Source organism: Rathayibacter sp. VKM Ac-2804 (genome assembly GCF_009866655.1).
Taxonomy (GTDB): domain Bacteria; phylum Actinomycetota; class Actinomycetes; order Actinomycetales; family Microbacteriaceae; genus Rathayibacter.
This window is the reverse complement of sequence record NZ_CP047420.1, coordinates 2,755,290-2,772,064: the sequence shown is the minus strand read 5'-3', so window position 1 is coordinate 2,772,064 and position 16,775 is coordinate 2,755,290. Positions and strand designations below refer to the sequence as shown.

The window sequence follows — 16,775 nt, the reverse complement described above, 5'->3', positions numbered from 1 at the left end:
TCTGCACGGGAGACCACCGCCATGACGTTCCACCGCTCACGCCCCCTCCGACGATCGGGCACCGCCGCCGCCGCGCTCGCCCTCGCCTCCGCGCTGGCCCTCTCCTCCTGCTCGGGCGCCTCGGGCGCGGGCACTGCCGCCGACGACGCGACCCCGGTCGACGGCGGTCGGCTCTCGCTCGCCTTCTTCCCCGACAACGCCGCGTTCTCCTGCGTCGACCCGTTCCAGACCTACTGGATCGAGCACCGCACCGTGATCCGCAACGTCGCCGACTCGCTCACCGACCAGGACCCGGAGACCGGCGAGATCCAGCCCTGGCTCGCGACCGACTGGAGCGTCAACGACGCGGGCACCGAGTACACCTTCGACCTGCGCACCGACGTCACCTTCTCGGACGGCACGCCCTTCACCGCGGAGAGCGTGAAGACCTCGTTCGACAACGACAAGGCCACCCTCGGGCAGCTGCCCTCGGCCTACGGCGGCGTCTACCTCGCCGGCTACTCCGGCACGGAGGTGGTGGACATCGACACCGTGAAGGTCGTCTTCTCCACACCCAACGCCGCGTTCCTGCAGGGCACCTCGACCACCAACCTGGCGATCCTCGCCGCCTCGTCCTACGAGAAGACGCCCGAGGAGCGCTGCCTCGGCGGGATCGTCGGCTCCGGCCCGTTCACGCTGACCGGCTACACCCCCGGCACCGGCATCACGCTGGACAAGCGCGACGGGTACGCCTGGGGCTCGGCCCTGCGCGAGAACACGGGGGAGGCGCACCTCGACGGGATCGACATCAGCTACGTCGCCGAGGACAGCGTCCGCGTCGGGCAGCTGACCAGCGACGAGATCGACATCGCCTGGCCGCGGAACCCGATCTCGGAGAACGACCAGGCCGTGATCACCGGCTCCGGCGACACCGTCGAGAGCCGCTCGCTGCCGGGCCCCGCGAGCAACTACTACCCGAACGTCGCCGAGGGGAAGATCCTCTCGGACGAGAGGGTGCGGCAGGCCGTGCAGAAGGCGATCGACCGCGAGACCTACGCGACGACGGTCTTCGGCGCCGGTTACCCGGCCGCGACCAGCATCTACAACACGACGACTCCGTTCTACGAAGACGAGGCGTCGAAGCTCGCCTTCGACGCCGAGGGCGCGGGCGAGCTGCTGGACGAGGCGGGCTGGGAGCTCGGCGACGACGGCTACCGCTCGAAGGACGGGCGGCGACTCACGCTGTCGGTGCCGATCGTCACCCAGTTCGGCGCCGGTGATCAGCTGATCCAGGACCAGCTGAAGCAGGTCGGCATCGAGCTCGAGCTGAACGTGATCACCAACGCCCAGCGCGCCGACGTGCTGAACAGCGGCGACTACGACCTGATCTCGACCTACTACACGCGGGCCGACCCGGGCGTGATCCAGTGGATCATCGACTCCCGCTACGCCGGCTCGAAGGCGCAGGCGACGAACGGCCTCGAGGCCGAGCAGGCGGCGACCGTGCAGGCCCTGCTCGACGAGGGCGTGCAGACGGTCGACACCGCGGCCCGCGCCGAGGTCTACGGCGAGCTGCAGGACTACCTGATCGACAACGCACTGGTCTTCCCGTTCGCCGAGCGGGTCCAGCTGGCGGGCGTCTCGTCGGCGGTGCACGGCTTCCGCTTCACCTCGGAGGCGTTCGGCGACTTCGCCGACGCCTGGATCCAGCCGTGACCGCGCTCGGCTCGGCCTCGGCCCCGGCGGCGGCACCGGGGATCGCACCGGGGAGGCCGGGCACCCGCTCGGCCCCCTCGGGCCTCGGCCCCTACCTCCTCGGCCGGCTCGGCCAGGCGGTGCTGGTGCTCTGGGCCGCGTACACCGTGACCTTCGCGGTGCTCTGGCTGCTGCCGAGCGATCCGCTGGCGCTCCTGCTCTCGGCCAACAACGTCGAGGTGGATTCGCTCACCCCGCAGCAGCTCGCCGAGGCCCAGGCGCGCTACGGCCTGGACCAGCCGGTCTGGCAGCAGTACGCGACGATGCTCGGCAATGCGCTGCGGGGCGACTTCGGCACCTCGATCACCAAGGGGATCCCGGTCACCGACCTGATCGCCGAGAAGCTGCCCGGCACCCTGCAGCTCAGCGCCCTGGCGATCGGCCTCGCGCTGATCGGCGGCACGGTGCTCGCCTACCTGGCGGCGTACGTCCGCTGGGCGCCGCTGAAGACGGTGCTCGGCCGGCTGCCCTCCGCGGGTGTGGCGTTCCCCGGCTTCTGGATCGGCCTGCTGCTCATCCAGTTCTTCGCCTTCTCGCTGCACCTGCTGCCCTCCACCGGCAGCGCGACCCCGGCGAGCCTGATCCTGCCCGCGGTGACCATGGCGATCCCGACCTCGGCGATGCTCGCCCAGGTGCTGATCCGCAGCTTCGCCGACGTCGAGGCGGAGGCGTACATCACGACGGCCCGCGCCAAGGGCCTCTCCCGCGGCGCGGTGCAGTGGCGGCACGCCTTCCGCAACGCCTCGCTGCCGACGCTGACGATCCTCGGGATCCTGGCCGGAAACACCGTCACGGGAGCGATCGTCGCCGAGACGATCTTCGCCCGGCAGGGCATCGGCACGCTCGCCCAGGAGTCGGTGCTCACCCAGGACGTGCCGGTCGTCCAGGCGATCGTCGTGCTGGCCGCCGTCGTGTTCGTCGGCATCAACCTCCTGGTCGACCTGCTCTACCCCCTCCTCGATCCGCGCATCACCTCGACACCGAAGGCGAGCCGACCATGACTCTCGAACTCACCCGGCCCGAGGCGCTCGTCGCCCCCGAGCCGCTCACCCGCGCGGCGCACGGCCGGGGCGCCCGCCGCGCGCGGATCCTCCGCCTGCTGCTGCGCCGCCCGGGCTTCGTCCTGGCGCTGGTCTTCGTGCTCTTCGTGCTGGCCTCGGCGATCGCTCCCGCGCTCTTCACCGGCGTCGACCCGACCGCGACCGCGCCGACCGACAAGCTGCAGGCGCCGAGCCTCGCGCACCTCTTCGGCACCGACGAACTGGGCCGCGACCTCTTCGCGCGGGTCCTGCACGGCGGCGCGCTGACGGTGCAGGCGACGGTGATCGCCCTCGCGATCGCCCTGGTCGGCGGGCTGACCCTCGGCGTGGTCTCCGGCTCCGCGGGCGGAGTCGTGGACGCGGTGATCATGCGGATCGTGGATGTGCTGCTCGCGATCCCCGGGCTGCTGCTCGCCCTGGCGATCGTGACGGCGATCGGCTTCGGCACGCTGCCGGTGGCGCTCGCCGTGGGCATCGGCATCCTGCCCGGCTTCGCGCGCACCACCCGCGCCGAGGTGCTCCGGGTGCGCACGCTGCCCTACGTCGAGGCCGCGCGCACCGGAGGGGCGAGCCGGCTGCGCGTGCTCGTGCGGCACGTGCTGCCCAACTCCTGGGGGCCGGTCGCCGTGCTGGCCGTGCTCGATCTCGGCACCGCGATCATCGCGATCGCCGCGCTGAGCTTCCTCGGCTTCGGCGCGGCGCCGCCCGCAGCGGAGTGGGGGACGCTGATCTCCAGCGGCCGCAACTACCTCGTCACGAGCCCGTGGCTGTCGCTGCTGCCGGGGCTCTTCGTCGGGCTGCTCGTCTTCGCGCTCAACCACGTGGCCAAGAGCCTCGAGGAGGTGCAGCGATGAGCGCCGCCGTTGTTGCCGCCGGGTCCGCCGCGGCCGGCCCCGCCGCGGCCGGCCCGCTCGTGCGGCTCGACCGGCTCAGCGTCGCCTACGGCGAGCGCACCGTCGTGCACGAGGTCTCGCTCGAGATCGCGCCCGGCGAGATCGTCGCCGTGGTCGGCGAGTCCGGCTCGGGCAAGTCGACGACCGCGAACGCTGTGCTCGGCCTGCTGCCCTCCGGCGGCCGGATCACCGGCGGGTCGATCGCGCTCGCCGGCGAGGACGTGACGCACGCGGCGGAGAAGCGGCTCCGGCACCTGCGCGGGCGGTTCGTCGGCCTCGTCCCGCAGGACCCGATGGTCGGGCTGAACCCGACGCTGCGCATCGGCGCCCAGGTGGCGGAGGCGGTGCGCCTGCGCGGCGTCGACCGCCGCTCCGTCGACGCCGAGGTGCTCGAGGCGCTGCGGCAGTCGGGCATCGACGATCCGGAGCTGCGCGCCCGGCAGTACCCGCACGAGCTGTCCGGCGGGCTGCGCCAGCGGGCGCTGATCGCGATCGCGCTGGCCGGCCGGCCGCGGCTGATCATCGCCGACGAGCCGACCTCGGCCCTCGACGTCACCGTGCAGAAGCGCCTGCTCGACCACCTGCAGTCGCTCGTCCGCGAGCAGGGCATCGCGCTGCTGATCATCACCCACGACCTCGCCGTCGCCGCCGACCGGGCCGACCGCGTCCTCGTGCTGCGGGAGGGCAAGGTGGTCGAGCAGGGCCCGCCCGCGCAGATCCTGGTCGCGCCGAGGGAGGAGTACACCCGCGAGCTGCTCGCGGCGGCGCCCGGACTCGGCGGCGAGCTCGTGCCGCGCTTCGAGCACGTCGAGCCCGCTCCGGAGATCGTCCGGGTCGAGAACGTCGTCAAGGACTTCGCGCTGCCGGGCCGCCGCCCGCCGTACCGCGCGCTCGACGACGTCTCCTTCTCGATCCGCGCGGGGCAGACCCTCGCGCTGGTGGGGGAGTCGGGCTCGGGCAAGACGACCGCGCTGCGGATCGCTCTCGGCCTCGAGCGGGCGTCGAGCGGCCGGGTGCTCGTGGAGGGGGAGGACCTCACCGCGGCGAGCGACCGGCAGTGGCGGCCGCTGCGCCGGCGGATCCAGCTGGTGCAGCAGAACCCGTCCGCCGCGCTCGACCCGCGCTTCACGGTGCTGGAGTCGGTCGTCGAGCCGCTGGTCTCCTTCCGGATCGGCGACCGCGCCTCGCGGCTGGAGCGCGCCCGCGAGCTGCTCGACCGGGTCGGGCTGCCCGGCTCCTTCCTCTCCCGGCTGCCGGCCGAGCTCTCCGGCGGTCAGCGCCAGCGCGTCGCGATCGCCCGCGCGCTCGCCCTCGGCCCGGACCTCGTGCTCCTCGACGAGCCGGTCTCCGCGCTGGACGTGTCCGTGCAGGCGCAGATCCTCGAGCTCCTGGTCGAGCTGCAGCGCGACCTCGGCGTCGCCTACCTCTTCGTCTCGCACGACCTCGCCGTCGTCGCCGAGGTCTCCCACGAGGTCGTCGTCCTCGACCGCGGGCGGGTGCAGGAGGCAGGCACCACCGCCCGCGTCTTCGGCGCGCCCGCGGCGGAGTACACCCGCACCCTGCTCGCGGCGATCCCCGGCCGAGCGGCGGTGCGCCCGTGAGCGGCCGCTTCCTCGTGATCGGCGGCGGGGCCGTCGGCTCCGTCCTCGCCGCGCAGCTGCACCTGGCCGGGCAGCCGGTCGTGCTCGTGGCGCGCGGGGAGCACCTGCGGCTCCTCCGCGAGAACGGGCTGCGCGTGCGCCGGCCCGGGGGCGAGGAGATCGTGCGGCTGCCCGTCGCCGCTGGCCCGGCGGAGGCGGCGCCCGCGCGCGGCGACGTCCTCGTGCTCGCGGTGAAGGCGCAGGACGCGGAGGCGGCGCTCGCCGAGTGGGCCTGGACGCCGCTCGCCGGGGGCGGGGCCGGCGCCGAGCTGCCGGTGCTGACCCTGCAGAACGGACTCGCCACCGAGGACAGCGCGCTGCGCCGCTTCGCCGCGGTCTACGGGGTGTCGATCGGCATCGCCGCGAGCTTCCTGGTGCCCGGCGAGGTCGTCTCGCCCTCCTTCCCGACCGTCGGCGTGCTCTGGATCGGCCGGCACCCCGACGCCGCCGACCCGCGGGCGGAGGAGTTCGCCGCGATCCTCCGGAGCGCCGGCTTCGCCGCCCGCGCCGTGCCCGACATCGGCGCCTGGAAGGCCCGCAAGCTGCTCGTCAACGCGGCCAACGGCCTCGACCTGTTCGAGGGCCCGGCCGAGCAGCGCGCCGCCGCGCGCGACCTGCTCGTCGCGGAGGCGCGCGCCGTCCTCGCCGCGAACGGGCCGGCGGTCGCCCCCGACGACGGCACCCGCCTCGCCGTCGATCCCGTGCCCGGTCACACCGCCGGCCGGCTGTCCACCTGGCAGAGCGCCGCCCGTGGCACGAGCAGCGAGATCGACCACCTCACCGGCGAGATCGTGCTGCTCGCCCGCCGCGCCGGCGTGCCCGCCCCCGTCAACGAGCGCCTGCAGCTCCTGCTCGGCCTCCGCGGCCGCGCCGCGGCCGTCGCGCCGCTCGCGCTCGCAGACCTGCTCGCTGACCCGCTCGATCCCGCGTCCAGGCTGGTCGAGCACCCCCGCGAAGCCGCTTCCATGCTGGTCGAGTAGCCCCGCAGGGGCGCTTGCATGCTGGTCGAGTAGCCCCGCAGGGGCGTATCGAGACCCACCTCCCTCCGAACACCCACCCTCTCGCCCGCCCGAACAAGGAGTCCCTCCCATGACCCTCACCCACCCGCCCACCGCCGCGCGCGCCGCCCGTGCCTTCGACGAGCCCGAAGGCATCGCTCCGCGCGGCACCCTGGTCGTCCTCGGCGGCCGCGGCGAGACCCCCGCCGTCTACGAGCGCTTCGGCGCCCGCATCGCCCGCGACGCGTACCGCGTCCGCGCCCTCGGCGACGCGACGGCCGCCGGCGTCCGGGACGCCGCGCTCGCCCTCCTCCGCGACCCCTCGACCATCGCGCCGCTCGTCCTCGTCGGCTCCGACGCCGGCGCGGCGGTCGCCCTTGAGCTCGCCGCGACGGAGCCCGTCGACGCCGTCGTCCTCGCCGGACTGCCCGTGCGCGCCGAGAGCGGCGGGGGGATCGGCGAGCGGACCGCCTGCCCGAACCACGCCGGCGTCCTCGAGCGCGAGACCGACTCCGCCGCGCGCGACGCCGCCCTGCCGCCCGAGCTGCTCGCCGTCGCCGCCAGTGCCGTCACCGTCCCGCTGCTCGCGCTGCACGGCGCGGCCGACGCGATCAGCCCGCTCGCGGAGGCGGTCGCCGTCTACCGCACCGCCCCACGGGCCGAGATCCACGTGCTCGCCGACGGCCGCCACGACGCGCTGAACGACGCGACGCACCGCTCGGCCGCGGCGACGGTGATCCTGTTCCTCGAGCGGGTGAAGGCGTCGGCCGTCGCCGCGCCCGTCATCGAGCGGCTCGCGGAGTGAGCGCGCTCGCCCCCGCTCCGGTGCTCCTGGAGCGCGACGTCCCCACCGCCGACCGCTCCGGCTGGTCGCCCGGCGGCACCCCGCTCGGCGTCGTGCGCGCCCGCTCGGTCGACGACGTCCGCGCCGCGCTCCGGCGCGCCTCCGCCCACGGCATCCCCGTCGTCACCCGCGGCGCCGCCTCCGGACTCGCCGGCGGCGCCAGCGCGGGGGAGGGCGTCCTCGTCCTCGACGTCTCGGGCCTGGACCGCATCCTCGAGATCGACCCCGTCGACGGCGTCGCCCGGGTCGAGCCGGGCGTCATCACCGCCGACCTCGACCGCGCCGCTGCCGTGCACGGCCTCCTCTACGCCCCGGACCCCGGCAGCGTCGAGATCGCGACGATCGGCGGCACCATCGCCACCAACGCCGGCGGCCTGCGCGGCGCGAAGTACGGAGTCACGCGCGACGCCGTCCTCGCCCTCGACGTCGTCCTGGCCGACGGCTCGCTCGTCCACCTCGGCCGCGACACTGTGAAGGGCGTCGTCGGCCTCGACCTCACCGCCCTCGTCGTCGGCTCCGAGGGCAGTCTCGGCGTGGTGGTCGGCGCGACCCTCCGCCTGCTGCCCCGGCCGCGGGCGACCGCGACCGCCGCCGCGTTCTTCGCCGACGTGGCCGCGGGCGCCGAGGCCGCCGTCGCCCTCGCCCGTGCCGGACTGCGCCCGAGCGTCCTCGAGCTGGTCGACGACCGCACGCTCGAAGCCATCGACGCCCTGCGCGGCTCCAGCCTGGCCGGCCGCGGCGGCGCCTTCCTCCTGGTGCAGACCGACGGCTTCGGCGCCGCCGAGGAGATCGCCGAGGTGGGCGCGGTGCTCGCCGCCACCGCGCTCAGCGTCGAGACCACCCTCGACCCGGCCGAGGGGCTCGCCCTCGCGAGCGCCCGCCGCGACGCCCTGCCCGCGATCGAGGCCCGCGGCCGCGTGCTGATCGAGGACATCGCCGTGCCCCGCTCCCGTCTCGCCGAGGCGATCCGCCGCGTGCACGCGATCGCCGCGGACACCGGCGCCGACGTCTACGTCTTCGCGCACGCGGGTGACGGCAATCTGCACCCGATCATCCGCTTGCGCGACGACTCCGAGCAGTCCCGCCGCCAGGCCGACGCCGCGGCCGAGGCCGTCTTCGCCCTCGCCCTCGAGCTCGGCGGCACCGTCAGCGGCGAGCACGGCGTCGGCGCCCTCAAGCGCGACTGGGCCCGCCGCGAGCTCGGCCCCGACGTCGTCGCCCTGCAGCGCGCGGTGCAGCGGGTCTTCGATCCGCAGGGCATCCTGAATCCCGGTACCGCGCTGTGAGCGCACCCCTCGAGAGGACCGACATGACCACCACCCTCCGCTCCGACGTGCTCGTCACCCCCGACGAGCTGGAGGCGGCGCTCGCGTCGCCCGAGCCCCCGCTCGTCCTCGACGTGCGCTGGCGCCTCGACCGGCCCGACGGCCGCCCCGCGTACTCGGAGGGCCACATCCCCGGTGCCGTGTACGTCGACCTCGACCACGAGCTCGCCGCGCACGCCGCCCCCGAGGACGGCCGCCACCCGCTGCCCCCGATCGAGGCGCTGCAGGAGGCGGCGCGCGGCTGGGGACTGCGCCAGGGGCAGGCCGTCGTGGTCTACGACGACCTGAAGAACCTCTCCTCCGCGCGCGCCTGGTGGCTGCTGCGCGCCGCCGGAGTCGCCGACGTGCGCCTGCTCGACGGCTCGCTGCGCGCCTGGACCGGCTCGGGTCGTGCCCTCGAGGCCGGCCCCGTGACGCCGGTCGCGGGCGACGTCGAGCTGGCCTACGGCGCCCTGCCGGTGCTCGACATCGACGAGGCCGCCGCGCTGCCGTCCACCGGCGTGCTGCTCGACGCCCGCGCCCCCGAGCGCTACCGCGGCGACGTCGAGCCGATCGACCCCCGCGCCGGCCACATCCCCGGCGCCCGGAACGCCCCCGCGACGGAGAACGTCGACGCCGACGGCCGCTTCCTCGACGGCGCCGCCCTGCGCACGCGCTTCGAGTCGATCGGCGTCCGCTCGGACGCCCCCGTCGGCGTCTACTGCGGCTCCGGAGTGACCGCCGCCGCCGACGCCGTCGCCCTCACCCTCGCCGGCTTCGCCCCCGCCCTCTACCCCGGCTCCTGGTCCCAGTGGTCGAACACGGCCGCCCGCCCCGTCGCCACGGGCCCGCACGCCTAGCCCCCTCCTGCTGGTCGAGCAGCGCGCAGCGCACCCCCTCTGCCGGTCGAGCAGCGCGGAGCGCACCCCCTCTGCCGGTCGAGCAGCGCGGAGCGCACCCCCTCTGCCGGTCGAGCAGCGCGGAGCGCGTATCGAGCGGAGGGGGCGCCTTCGGCGCCAGCGCAGGGCGGGGAAGAGACCGGCGTCCTTGCGGTGGTGGGTCTCGATACGCCCCTGCCGGGGCTACTCGACCAGCATGTCTGCATGCATCTCTTCCAAGTAGACCCACCCGAGACCAGAACATCGTCCGAGAGCCCCGCTCACCGCTCACTCCGCAGAACTTGTCCTAGCGGCCGCTCGAGTACGACGACTTCTGCGCACTCACGGCCGCGGCCGCGGTCGGCGCCGCCGACTCCTCAGAAGTTGCGGTAGTCGCGCCCGGCTACCGCAACTTCTGCTTGCTCGCCGGCGCCGCGTGCGCCTGCGTCGCGTCGGGTCCGCAGGAGTTGTCGTAGTGGCCGCTCGAGTACGACAACTTTTTGCGTGCTCGCGGCCTTGCGCGTCGGCTCCGCCGTCGACTCCTCCGAAGTTGCGGTAGTCGCGCTCGACTACCGCAACTTTTGAGGAATGGGCCGGCCGCCCGCGGGCGTCAGCCCAGGCGGGAGTGCTCGCCGAGGTGGTGCCACGTGCGGTTGTGGTACACCAGCGGCGCGGTGGCGTCGGAGTCGTCGGGGACGTGCGCCTCGAGGGCGTGCACGGCGACGATGGTCGACGAGCCGGCCTCCATGCGGTTGATGACGGTGCCGCGGATCCACGCGGACGCGCCGGGGAAGTACGGCTCGCCGGTCGGCAGCCGCGACCAGATCGAGGTGTCGGCGAAGCGGTCGATGCCGCTGGTCGAGCCGAGGCGGGCGAGGTCGAGCTGCTCGGCTCCGAGCAGGTGCACGACGAGGGTCTCCGACGCCTGGATGGCCGGCGAGCTGGACGAGGCCGACGACAGCGAGAAGACGAACAGCGGCGGCTCCGCGCTCACCGAGAAGACCGAGGTCGCGGTGAGCGCGACCGGTCCGGTCCCCGGATCGGCCGTGATCAGCGCGACCCCCGCGGCGTGGTTGCGGAACGCGAGCTTGAAGTCCGCGGGCGAGAGCCCGGCGAAGGCCGCGTGCGGCCGCGGGTCGCCCGCGGGCGTGGACTCGGACGTGGTGGCGAGGTTCTCACGGCTCATCGGAGACTCCAGATCGATCGGGGTGGCGGCGCGGAACGGGCCCGCCCTCGCGCCGCAGCGCAGCCCCTCCAGCCTGTCGCACCGGGCAGGGGCCGCTCGCCTCATTGCGGAGTATGACACTCCCGCCTCCGCCTCCCCGAGGCCCGCACCGTCCGTCCGATCTACAGGCGACGCGACGGCGAGAGCCCTCCCACCCGCGCACGGGGGTGCTGCTTCCCTCGGATCACCTGCAGATCGGACCACCCCCACCGTGCCCCCCGCCGCCACACGGCCCCCGCGTCCGCTCCCCGCGCAACCCGTGGCACCCCCGTCCCGCAGCGCGCAGACTCGTGAGCATGGCCCACCGCCCCCGCGAGTCGAGCACCCGCCCCGAGAACAAGACCTGCGCCTCCTGCGGCCGTGAGATCGAGTGGCGCGCCAAGTGGGCGCGCGACTGGGAGAACGTCCGCTACTGCTCCGACGCCTGCCGCCGCCGCGGCGTCGGCCCCGAGGAGCAGCGCCTCGAGGAGGAGATCCGCACCGTCCTCCTCGCGCGCGCCGCGTCCTCCACCGCCTGCCCGTCCGAGGTCGCCCGCCGCGTCGGGGGAGAGGAGTGGCGGCCGCTGATGGAGCCGGTCCGCCGCGCCGCCCGCCGCCTCGTCGACCGCGGCGAGATCGACATCGTCCAGGGCGGGCAGATCGTCGATCCGTCGCGCGCGAAGGGCCCGATCCGCCTGCGCCGCCGCCCCGGCGGGCCCCTGTCGCCCGGCGGCGGCGCCAGCTAGCCTCGCTGACATGCCCAGCAGCGACGCCGTCGTCCTCACCGTCCCCGGACCGCACGGCGACCGGGAGGTGCGCCTCTCCAGCCCGGGCCGCGTGCTGTTCCCGGAGCCCGGCATCACCAAGCGCGAGGTGGCGGAGTACCTGATCGCGGTCGGCGAGGCGTTCGTCGCCGCGAACGGCGACCGGCCGATCTCGCTGCAGCGCTTCTCCTCCGGCATCGACGGCGACCAGTTCTTCTCCAAGAACCCGCCCAAGGGCGCTCCGGAGTACGTCCGCTCCGTCCCCGTCACCTATCCGAGCGGCCGCGTGCACCCGCAGCTCGTGATCGACGAGCCCGCCGTCGCCGTCTGGGCCGCGCAGATGAACACCCTCGTCTTCCACCCGTGGGCGTCGCGCGCCGAGGACAGCGACCGTCCGGACCAGCTCCGCATCGACCTCGACCCGCAGCCGGGCACCGACGTCGCCGACGCGGTCGTCGCGGCGCACGCGCTCCGCGAGGTGCTCCGCGAGGCGGGCCTGGAGTCGTTCGTGAAGACCTCGGGCAATCGCGGGCTGCACGTGTTCGCGCCGATCGTCGCCGAGCACGAGTTCCTCGACGTGCGGCACGCCGTCATCGCCGCCGCCCGCGAGCTCGAGCGGCGGATGCCGGAGCAGGTCACGACGGCGTGGTGGAAGGAGGAGCGCGGCGAGCGGATCTTCGTCGACTTCAACCAGGCCAACCGCGACCGCACGATGGCCGGCGCCTACAGCCCGCGTCCGCTGGCGCACGCGCCCGTCTCGTGCCCGCTGGAGTGGGAGGAGCTGGACGGCGTCGATCCGACCGCCTTCACGATCCGCACCGTCCCCGAGCGCCTGAGCACGACCGGCGACCTGTGGGCCCGGATGCACGACGCGCCCGGCCGGCTCGACGTGCTGCTCGGCTGGTGGGAGCGCGACCTCTCCGCGGGCCTGGGTGAGCTGCCGTTCCCGCCCGACTTCCCGAAGATGCCGGGGGAGCCGCCCCGCGTGCAGCCCAGCCGCGCGAAGAAGCCGGCGGCGGAGGAGTCGGAGGAGTAGCCGGGAGGCCTCAGCCGAGCACGTCGCCCAGGTCGTACGCGGTCGGCGTCTCCAGCTGCTCGAAGGTGCAGGAGTCCGCGTCGCGGTCCGGCCGCCAGCGCTCGAACTGCACCGTGTGCCGGAACCTCGACCCCTCCATCTGGTCGTAGCGCACCTCGAGCACCCGCTCGGGTCGCAGCCGGACGAACGAGGTGTCGCGGCTCCCGGAGAAGCGGCTGCGCTCGCCGTCGCCGCGCACCGCCTCGCCGTCCGCATCGCGCTCGACGACGTCGGCGAGCTCGTCGATCAGCTCGACCCGCCGCGCGTCGGTGAAGGCCGAGGCGCCGCCCACCTGCCGCAGCGTCCCGTCGGCGTCGCGGAGGCCGAGCAGCAGCGAGCCGAGGCCGGGCTTGGACGTGTGCTCCCGGTAGCCGATCGCGATCACATCGGCCGTCCGGTGGTGCTTGACCTTCAGCATGGTCCGCTTGCCCGTCGCGTAGGGCGCCGCGAGCGGCTTGGCGATCACGCCGTCGAGCCCCGCGCCCTCGAACCGCTCCAGCCAGTCGCGGGCGAGCGCCTCGTCGGCGGTGGTCCGGCCGAGGTGCACGGGCGTAGCGACGCCGTCCAGCAGCGCGGCGAGCGCCTCCCGCCGCGCCGAGTACGGGTCGTCGAGCAGACTCCGGCCGTCCACGGCGAGCAGGTCGAAGGCGACGAGCATCGCCGGAGTCTCGGCCGCGAGCGTCGCGACGCGGCTGGCCGCCGGGTGGATCCGCTGCGAGAGCAGCTCCCAGTCCAACCGCTGCGCGCCCGCCGGCCCGGTCGCCAGCACGATCTCGCCGTCGAGGACGCAGCCGTCGGGGAGCAGCCGGAGGAACGCCTCGACCAGCTCGGGGAAGTAGCGCGTGAGCGGCTTGGAGCCGCGGCTGCCGATCTCGCACTCCCCGCCGGAGACGGAGACGATCGCGCGGAAGCCGTCCCACTTCGGCTCGTAGGAGTAGCCGCCGGCCACCGCGTCCTGGGCGGGCACGGCGGCGACCGCCTTGGCGAGCATCGGGGCGAGGGGGAGGGGGAACGGGAGGTCCATCCTGCGATCATCCTCGCCGCGGCCGGCCCGGCGCACCCCTCTCACAGAGGCTCCTCCTCAGGCTCGACCGCGTGACGAACAGATCACAAGCGCCACCTCCGGTACCTTTCGCGCCAGCGAATACGGAAGACTGCGCCTCATGAGCATGTGGGGACAGCACTCCGGAACGCGCGCCAGACCAGACCGATCGGCGCGTCCGCTCCGAAGAGGAGCTGTGACCCTCGAATGTCGGAACGACGCCGGACGGAGCCGCCGCTGATGGCGCGCACCGCCGTCTCGGCCGCCCGGCAGCTGTTCTCGCGCTCGCGGCGCAGCGACTCCCCCGGGGAAGGGGAACCCCCGTACGGAGTCGAACCCGACGTGACCGAGTACCTGCCGGCTCCGGCGCGCGACGAGGAGGCTCCCCGCCGGGACGCCCTCCTCGGGCAGCACGCCCCTCCGGCGCACGCGGATGCCGGGCGCGTCTTCGACGTGCCCGCGCCCGCGATCGGCGAGTACTGCGAGCTCGACGCGGATGCTCTCGAATTCCCCCATCCGGGGGTCGCCTCCTTCGTGCCCGACCTCTCCCGCCCCCCGCGCGGCGGGGGATCGCACAGCGCGTTCCGCAGCCCACCGCCGCCCGCCCCGGCTCCTGCCGCGCCGTCGCCGATGATCGACCTCCCGCGCGACTTCGCGCCGTCGGAGGAGGTCGAGGAGCCGCAGGCCGCCGAGGCCACGCCGTCGCGCTTCGAGCCGCAGCCCGTGGACGCGCAGTTCTTCGACGGTCCGCCCGCACCCCCCGCGCCGCCGGTGCGGCCGGCCCCGCCCGTCGTCGCCCCGCCCCTCGCCGAGCAGCCGGTCGAGCTCGCCTCCGAGGAGAGCGAGCCCGAGGAGTCCGAGCCCGAGGAGAGCGAGCCCGCGGAGTCCGAGCCCGAGGAGTCCGAGACCGCGGCCCCGCCCGCCGAGCCGCAGCCCGTCGACGCGCTGTTCTTCGAGCCGCCGACCTCCGCGCCGTCCGCGGTCCAGCCGCCGCCCCCCGTCGCTGTCACCCCGCCGGCGCCGATCGTCGACGCCGCGCTCCTCCGGGGCTTCGCCCTGGCCCCGACCGGCGCCACCGGCCCCGCGCCGGCGCCGGTCATCGGCGAGATCTGCGAGCTCGACACCGAGCACCTCGAATTCCCGCACCCGAACGCCGCGTCCTTCGTCCCGGTGCAGGGCCGCCCCCGCGGTGCCTTCGGCCTGCTCCTGCCCGACCCCGCGCGCCGGTCCGCGCCCGCCGAGGAGGAGCGCCACCCGGAGCCCCCGCACGACCCGGAGCCCGAGCACCTCGCCGGGCCCGACCGCGTCGCCGAGCCCGAGCAGCACGCCGAGCCGCAGCACCGCACCGCGGACCCCGCCCGCGACCTCTTCGACGAGCGGTTCCTCGCTCCGGCCCCGTTCCCCGGCCGCGGCGACCGCGCCGACATCGACGACACCGACACCGAGGACGCGCCCGCCTTCCTCGCGCCCCCGGTGCCCGCGACCGCCCACCAATGGCACGGCACCCCCGTCGCCGCCGACCCGGCCGACGACGAGGGCCGCCCGCGCTCCCGCCGCAAGGCCGTGCTGATCGGCGCCGGCATCGGCGCCGCCGTGCTGCTGATCGGCGGCGCGCTCGTCGCCGTCCCGCTGATCACGAACGGCGGCGGAGACGGCGGCGACGGGGCGGGCCCCGTCGCGGCCGCCGCTCCCGGCACCACCGAGGCCGCCGTCTCCTGGGTCGCCGAGACGATCGACCCCGCCTCGGTGCTCCTCGTGCAGGACGACCTCGTCGGCGACGTGACGGACGCCGGCTTCCCCGGCGACACCGTCGTCTCGGAGTCGACGCTCAGCGCGGCGGCGCCCGACTCCGCCTGGCGCGCGGCCGACTACATCCTCGCCACGCCGAGCCTGCGGGCGACCGCGACCGGCGAGACCGGGACGGCGCTCGACAACTCCGAGACCGTCGCGAGCTTCGGCAGCGGCGACACCGCCGTGGAGGTGCGCCGGGTCCTCGACCAGGGCACCGACCAGGCCGCCGCCGCGGCCACCGTGCTCACCGCCGCCCGCGCCTCGGCCGGTGGCCAGCTCGCGGCCAACCCCGCGCTGACCACGACCGACGCGGCCCGCACCCTGCTCGAGGAGGGTCGCGTCGACTCGCGCCTCCTGCTCCTGCTGGGCCAGCAGCTCGCCTTCACTCCTCTCTCCGTCGTCGACTTCCCCGTCGGCGCGAACGAGGTCGACGGCGTCCGCCACCGGATGATCCTGTCCGGCTACAACGGCGCGTCGCTCCCCGCCGACGTCGCCGCCCTCCAGAGCGCCACCACGTGGCTCGGCAGCCAGTCGGGCGACTTCGTCCCGACGTCCGTCGAGTCGACCCCCGAGGGTCTCCTCGTCACCCTCGACCTCGATGAGCCGACCGGGCTGCTCCCGGGCGCTCAGTAGCACGCCCCCACCCGAAGGACCCGCCATGAACCCGATCCGCCCCCTCCGTCTCGCGCGCGCCGCGCTCGCCCTCGCCGCGGTGTCCGCGCTCGCCGCTCTCGGCGCCGCGCCCGCCTCGGCGGCCGAGGCGCCGCCGGCGACCGGTTGGGTGCGGGTCGCGCACCTCTCGCCCGACACCAAGTCGGTCGACGTGACCCTGACCGCCCTCGGCGGCGGCGGCGCGGCCTTCGAGCTGGACGACGTGGCCTACGGCGCGGTCTCGCCCTACTGGACGCTGCAGCCCGGCACCTACGTCGTCGCGATGGTTCCCTCCGATGCGCCCGAGGGCACCGCCCCGGTCATCGAGCAGTCCGTCGACGTCTCGGCCGGCACCCCGCTGACGGTCGCCGCCCTCGGCCGCAACGCCGTCCTGCGCACCACCGTCTTTACCGACGACCTCACCCCGCCCGCGGACGGCCAGGCGCGCGTCCGCGTCGTCCAGGCGTCGACCACCGCCAGCCAGGTGGACGTGGCCACCACGACCGGCACGCTGCTCGCGACCGGAGCCGCGCAGGGCACCGCCACCGGCTACACTAGCGTCCCCGCCGGCCCGTGGAGCCTCGACCTCTCGGCCGGTGCCGTGACCGCGACGGCCGACCTCGACCTCGCGCCCGGCTCCGTCGCCTCGCTCTTCGTCCTCGACGACGCCTCGAACGGCCTCGTCGTCTCGCCCGTGCTCGACTCGGCCGCGATCGGCGACCTGCCCACGGGCGGCATCCAGACCGGAGGCGGCGCCACCGCCGTGCACGTCGCCTCCGCCGACTCCGCGACCGCCGCGCCGCTGGTCGACGGACTCCTCGGCGTCCTGTCGGTCCTCGGCGTCTTCGCCGCGGTCGCCGGCGCCCTCGCCCTGATCGCGCGCCGCTCCTCGGTCGGCACCGGCCGAGCGAGCTGAT

The 16,775-nt window shown here is 75.1% G+C and carries 14 protein-coding genes; 12 read left to right on the top strand and 2 right to left on the bottom strand.

Annotated features, from left to right (window positions below; genetic code table 11):
- Positions 1-21: 21 nt before the first annotated feature.
- The 8 genes from GTU73_RS13030 (at position 22) to GTU73_RS12995 (ending at position 9,313) form a co-directional block, all read left to right on the top strand.
- Entirely contained in the window at positions 22-1,695 is a 1,674-nt protein-coding gene (locus tag GTU73_RS13030; protein ID WP_160090115.1) for an ABC transporter substrate-binding protein, read from the top strand.
- Complete coding sequence (locus tag GTU73_RS13025) at positions 1,692-2,735, top strand: ABC transporter permease (RefSeq protein ID WP_244231631.1); 1,044 nt, start codon at positions 1,692-1,694, stop codon at positions 2,733-2,735. The genes GTU73_RS13030 and GTU73_RS13025 overlap by 4 nt, the downstream gene beginning before the upstream one ends.
- Complete coding sequence (locus GTU73_RS13020) at positions 2,732-3,628, top strand: ABC transporter permease (protein ID WP_160090113.1); 897 nt, start codon at positions 2,732-2,734, stop codon at positions 3,626-3,628. The genes GTU73_RS13025 and GTU73_RS13020 overlap by 4 nt, the downstream gene beginning before the upstream one ends.
- Complete coding sequence (locus GTU73_RS13015) at positions 3,625-5,268, top strand: ABC transporter ATP-binding protein (protein WP_160090111.1); 1,644 nt, start codon at positions 3,625-3,627, stop codon at positions 5,266-5,268. The genes GTU73_RS13020 and GTU73_RS13015 overlap by 4 nt, the downstream gene beginning before the upstream one ends.
- Positions 5,265-6,287, top strand: coding sequence for a 2-dehydropantoate 2-reductase N-terminal domain-containing protein (locus GTU73_RS13010; RefSeq protein ID WP_160090109.1), 1,023 nt, complete (start codon positions 5,265-5,267; stop codon positions 6,285-6,287). Before GTU73_RS13015 ends, GTU73_RS13010 begins: the two co-directional genes overlap by 4 nt.
- A gap of 109 nt (positions 6,288-6,396) precedes the next feature.
- A complete protein-coding gene (locus tag GTU73_RS13005; RefSeq protein WP_160090107.1) occupies positions 6,397-7,110 on the top strand; it encodes a lysophospholipase in 714 nt (237 codons plus the stop codon).
- A complete protein-coding gene (locus GTU73_RS13000) occupies positions 7,107-8,435 on the top strand; it encodes an FAD-linked oxidase C-terminal domain-containing protein (protein ID WP_160090105.1) in 1,329 nt (442 codons plus the stop codon). Before GTU73_RS13005 ends, GTU73_RS13000 begins: the two co-directional genes overlap by 4 nt.
- Before the next feature lie 23 nt (positions 8,436-8,458).
- Complete coding sequence (locus GTU73_RS12995; RefSeq protein ID WP_160090103.1) at positions 8,459-9,313, top strand: sulfurtransferase; 855 nt, start codon at positions 8,459-8,461, stop codon at positions 9,311-9,313.
- Between the two features lie 628 nt (positions 9,314-9,941).
- Here GTU73_RS12995 and GTU73_RS12990 read toward each other — a convergent pair.
- On the bottom strand, positions 9,942-10,517 hold the full coding sequence (locus GTU73_RS12990) for a flavin reductase family protein (protein ID WP_160090101.1): 576 nt from the start codon (positions 10,515-10,517) through the stop codon (positions 9,942-9,944).
- Positions 10,518-10,852: 335 nt separating this feature from the next.
- Here GTU73_RS12990 and GTU73_RS12985 point away from each other — a divergent pair, with 335 nt between their 5' ends.
- Together GTU73_RS12985 and ligD are read left to right on the top strand one after the other, a co-directional pair.
- Positions 10,853-11,281: a DUF2256 and DUF3253 domain-containing protein gene (locus tag GTU73_RS12985; protein ID WP_160090099.1), complete on the top strand. Its 429-nt coding sequence runs from the start codon at positions 10,853-10,855 to the stop codon at positions 11,279-11,281.
- Positions 11,282-11,291: 10 nt separating this feature from the next.
- Positions 11,292-12,335 (top strand): non-homologous end-joining DNA ligase, encoded by a 1,044-nt coding sequence (ligD, locus tag GTU73_RS12980; RefSeq protein WP_208543667.1) that lies wholly within the window; start codon positions 11,292-11,294, stop codon positions 12,333-12,335.
- A gap of 10 nt (positions 12,336-12,345) precedes the next feature.
- On the opposite strand, the gene GTU73_RS12975 is transcribed toward ligD, so the two are convergent.
- On the bottom strand, positions 12,346-13,398 hold the full coding sequence (locus tag GTU73_RS12975) for an ATP-dependent DNA ligase (protein WP_160090097.1): 1,053 nt from the start codon (positions 13,396-13,398) through the stop codon (positions 12,346-12,348).
- Positions 13,399-13,656: 258 nt separating this feature from the next.
- Between GTU73_RS12975 and GTU73_RS12970 the strand changes: the two genes are divergently transcribed.
- Together GTU73_RS12970 and GTU73_RS12965 are read left to right on the top strand one after the other, a co-directional pair.
- On the top strand, positions 13,657-15,840 hold the full coding sequence (locus GTU73_RS12970; protein WP_160090095.1) for a hypothetical protein: 2,184 nt from the start codon (positions 13,657-13,659) through the stop codon (positions 15,838-15,840).
- Between the two features lie 25 nt (positions 15,841-15,865).
- On the top strand, positions 15,866-16,774 hold the full coding sequence (locus tag GTU73_RS12965; protein ID WP_160090093.1) for a DUF4397 domain-containing protein: 909 nt from the start codon (positions 15,866-15,868) through the stop codon (positions 16,772-16,774).
- The last annotated feature ends 1 nt before the right edge of the window (position 16,775 follow it).

Coding starts and splice junctions, on each gene's coding strand:
- GTU73_RS13030 (WP_160090115.1), top strand. CDS start 22: ATGACGTTCCACCGCTCACGCCCCCTCCGACGATCGGGCACCGCCGCC.
- GTU73_RS13020 (WP_160090113.1), top strand. CDS start 2,732: ATGACTCTCGAACTCACCCGGCCCGAGGCGCTCGTCGCCCCCGAGCCG.
- GTU73_RS13015 (WP_160090111.1), top strand. CDS start 3,625: ATGAGCGCCGCCGTTGTTGCCGCCGGGTCCGCCGCGGCCGGCCCCGCC.
- GTU73_RS13005 (WP_160090107.1), top strand. CDS start 6,397: ATGACCCTCACCCACCCGCCCACCGCCGCGCGCGCCGCCCGTGCCTTC.
- GTU73_RS12995 (WP_160090103.1), top strand. CDS start 8,459: ATGACCACCACCCTCCGCTCCGACGTGCTCGTCACCCCCGACGAGCTG.
- GTU73_RS12990 (WP_160090101.1), bottom strand. CDS start 10,517: ATGAGCCGTGAGAACCTCGCCACCACGTCCGAGTCCACGCCCGCGGGC.
- GTU73_RS12985 (WP_160090099.1), top strand. CDS start 10,853: ATGGCCCACCGCCCCCGCGAGTCGAGCACCCGCCCCGAGAACAAGACC.
- ligD (WP_208543667.1), top strand. CDS start 11,292: ATGCCCAGCAGCGACGCCGTCGTCCTCACCGTCCCCGGACCGCACGGC.
- GTU73_RS12975 (WP_160090097.1), bottom strand. CDS start 13,398: ATGGACCTCCCGTTCCCCCTCCCCCTCGCCCCGATGCTCGCCAAGGCG.
- GTU73_RS12970 (WP_160090095.1), top strand. CDS start 13,657: ATGGCGCGCACCGCCGTCTCGGCCGCCCGGCAGCTGTTCTCGCGCTCG.
- GTU73_RS12965 (WP_160090093.1), top strand. CDS start 15,866: ATGAACCCGATCCGCCCCCTCCGTCTCGCGCGCGCCGCGCTCGCCCTC.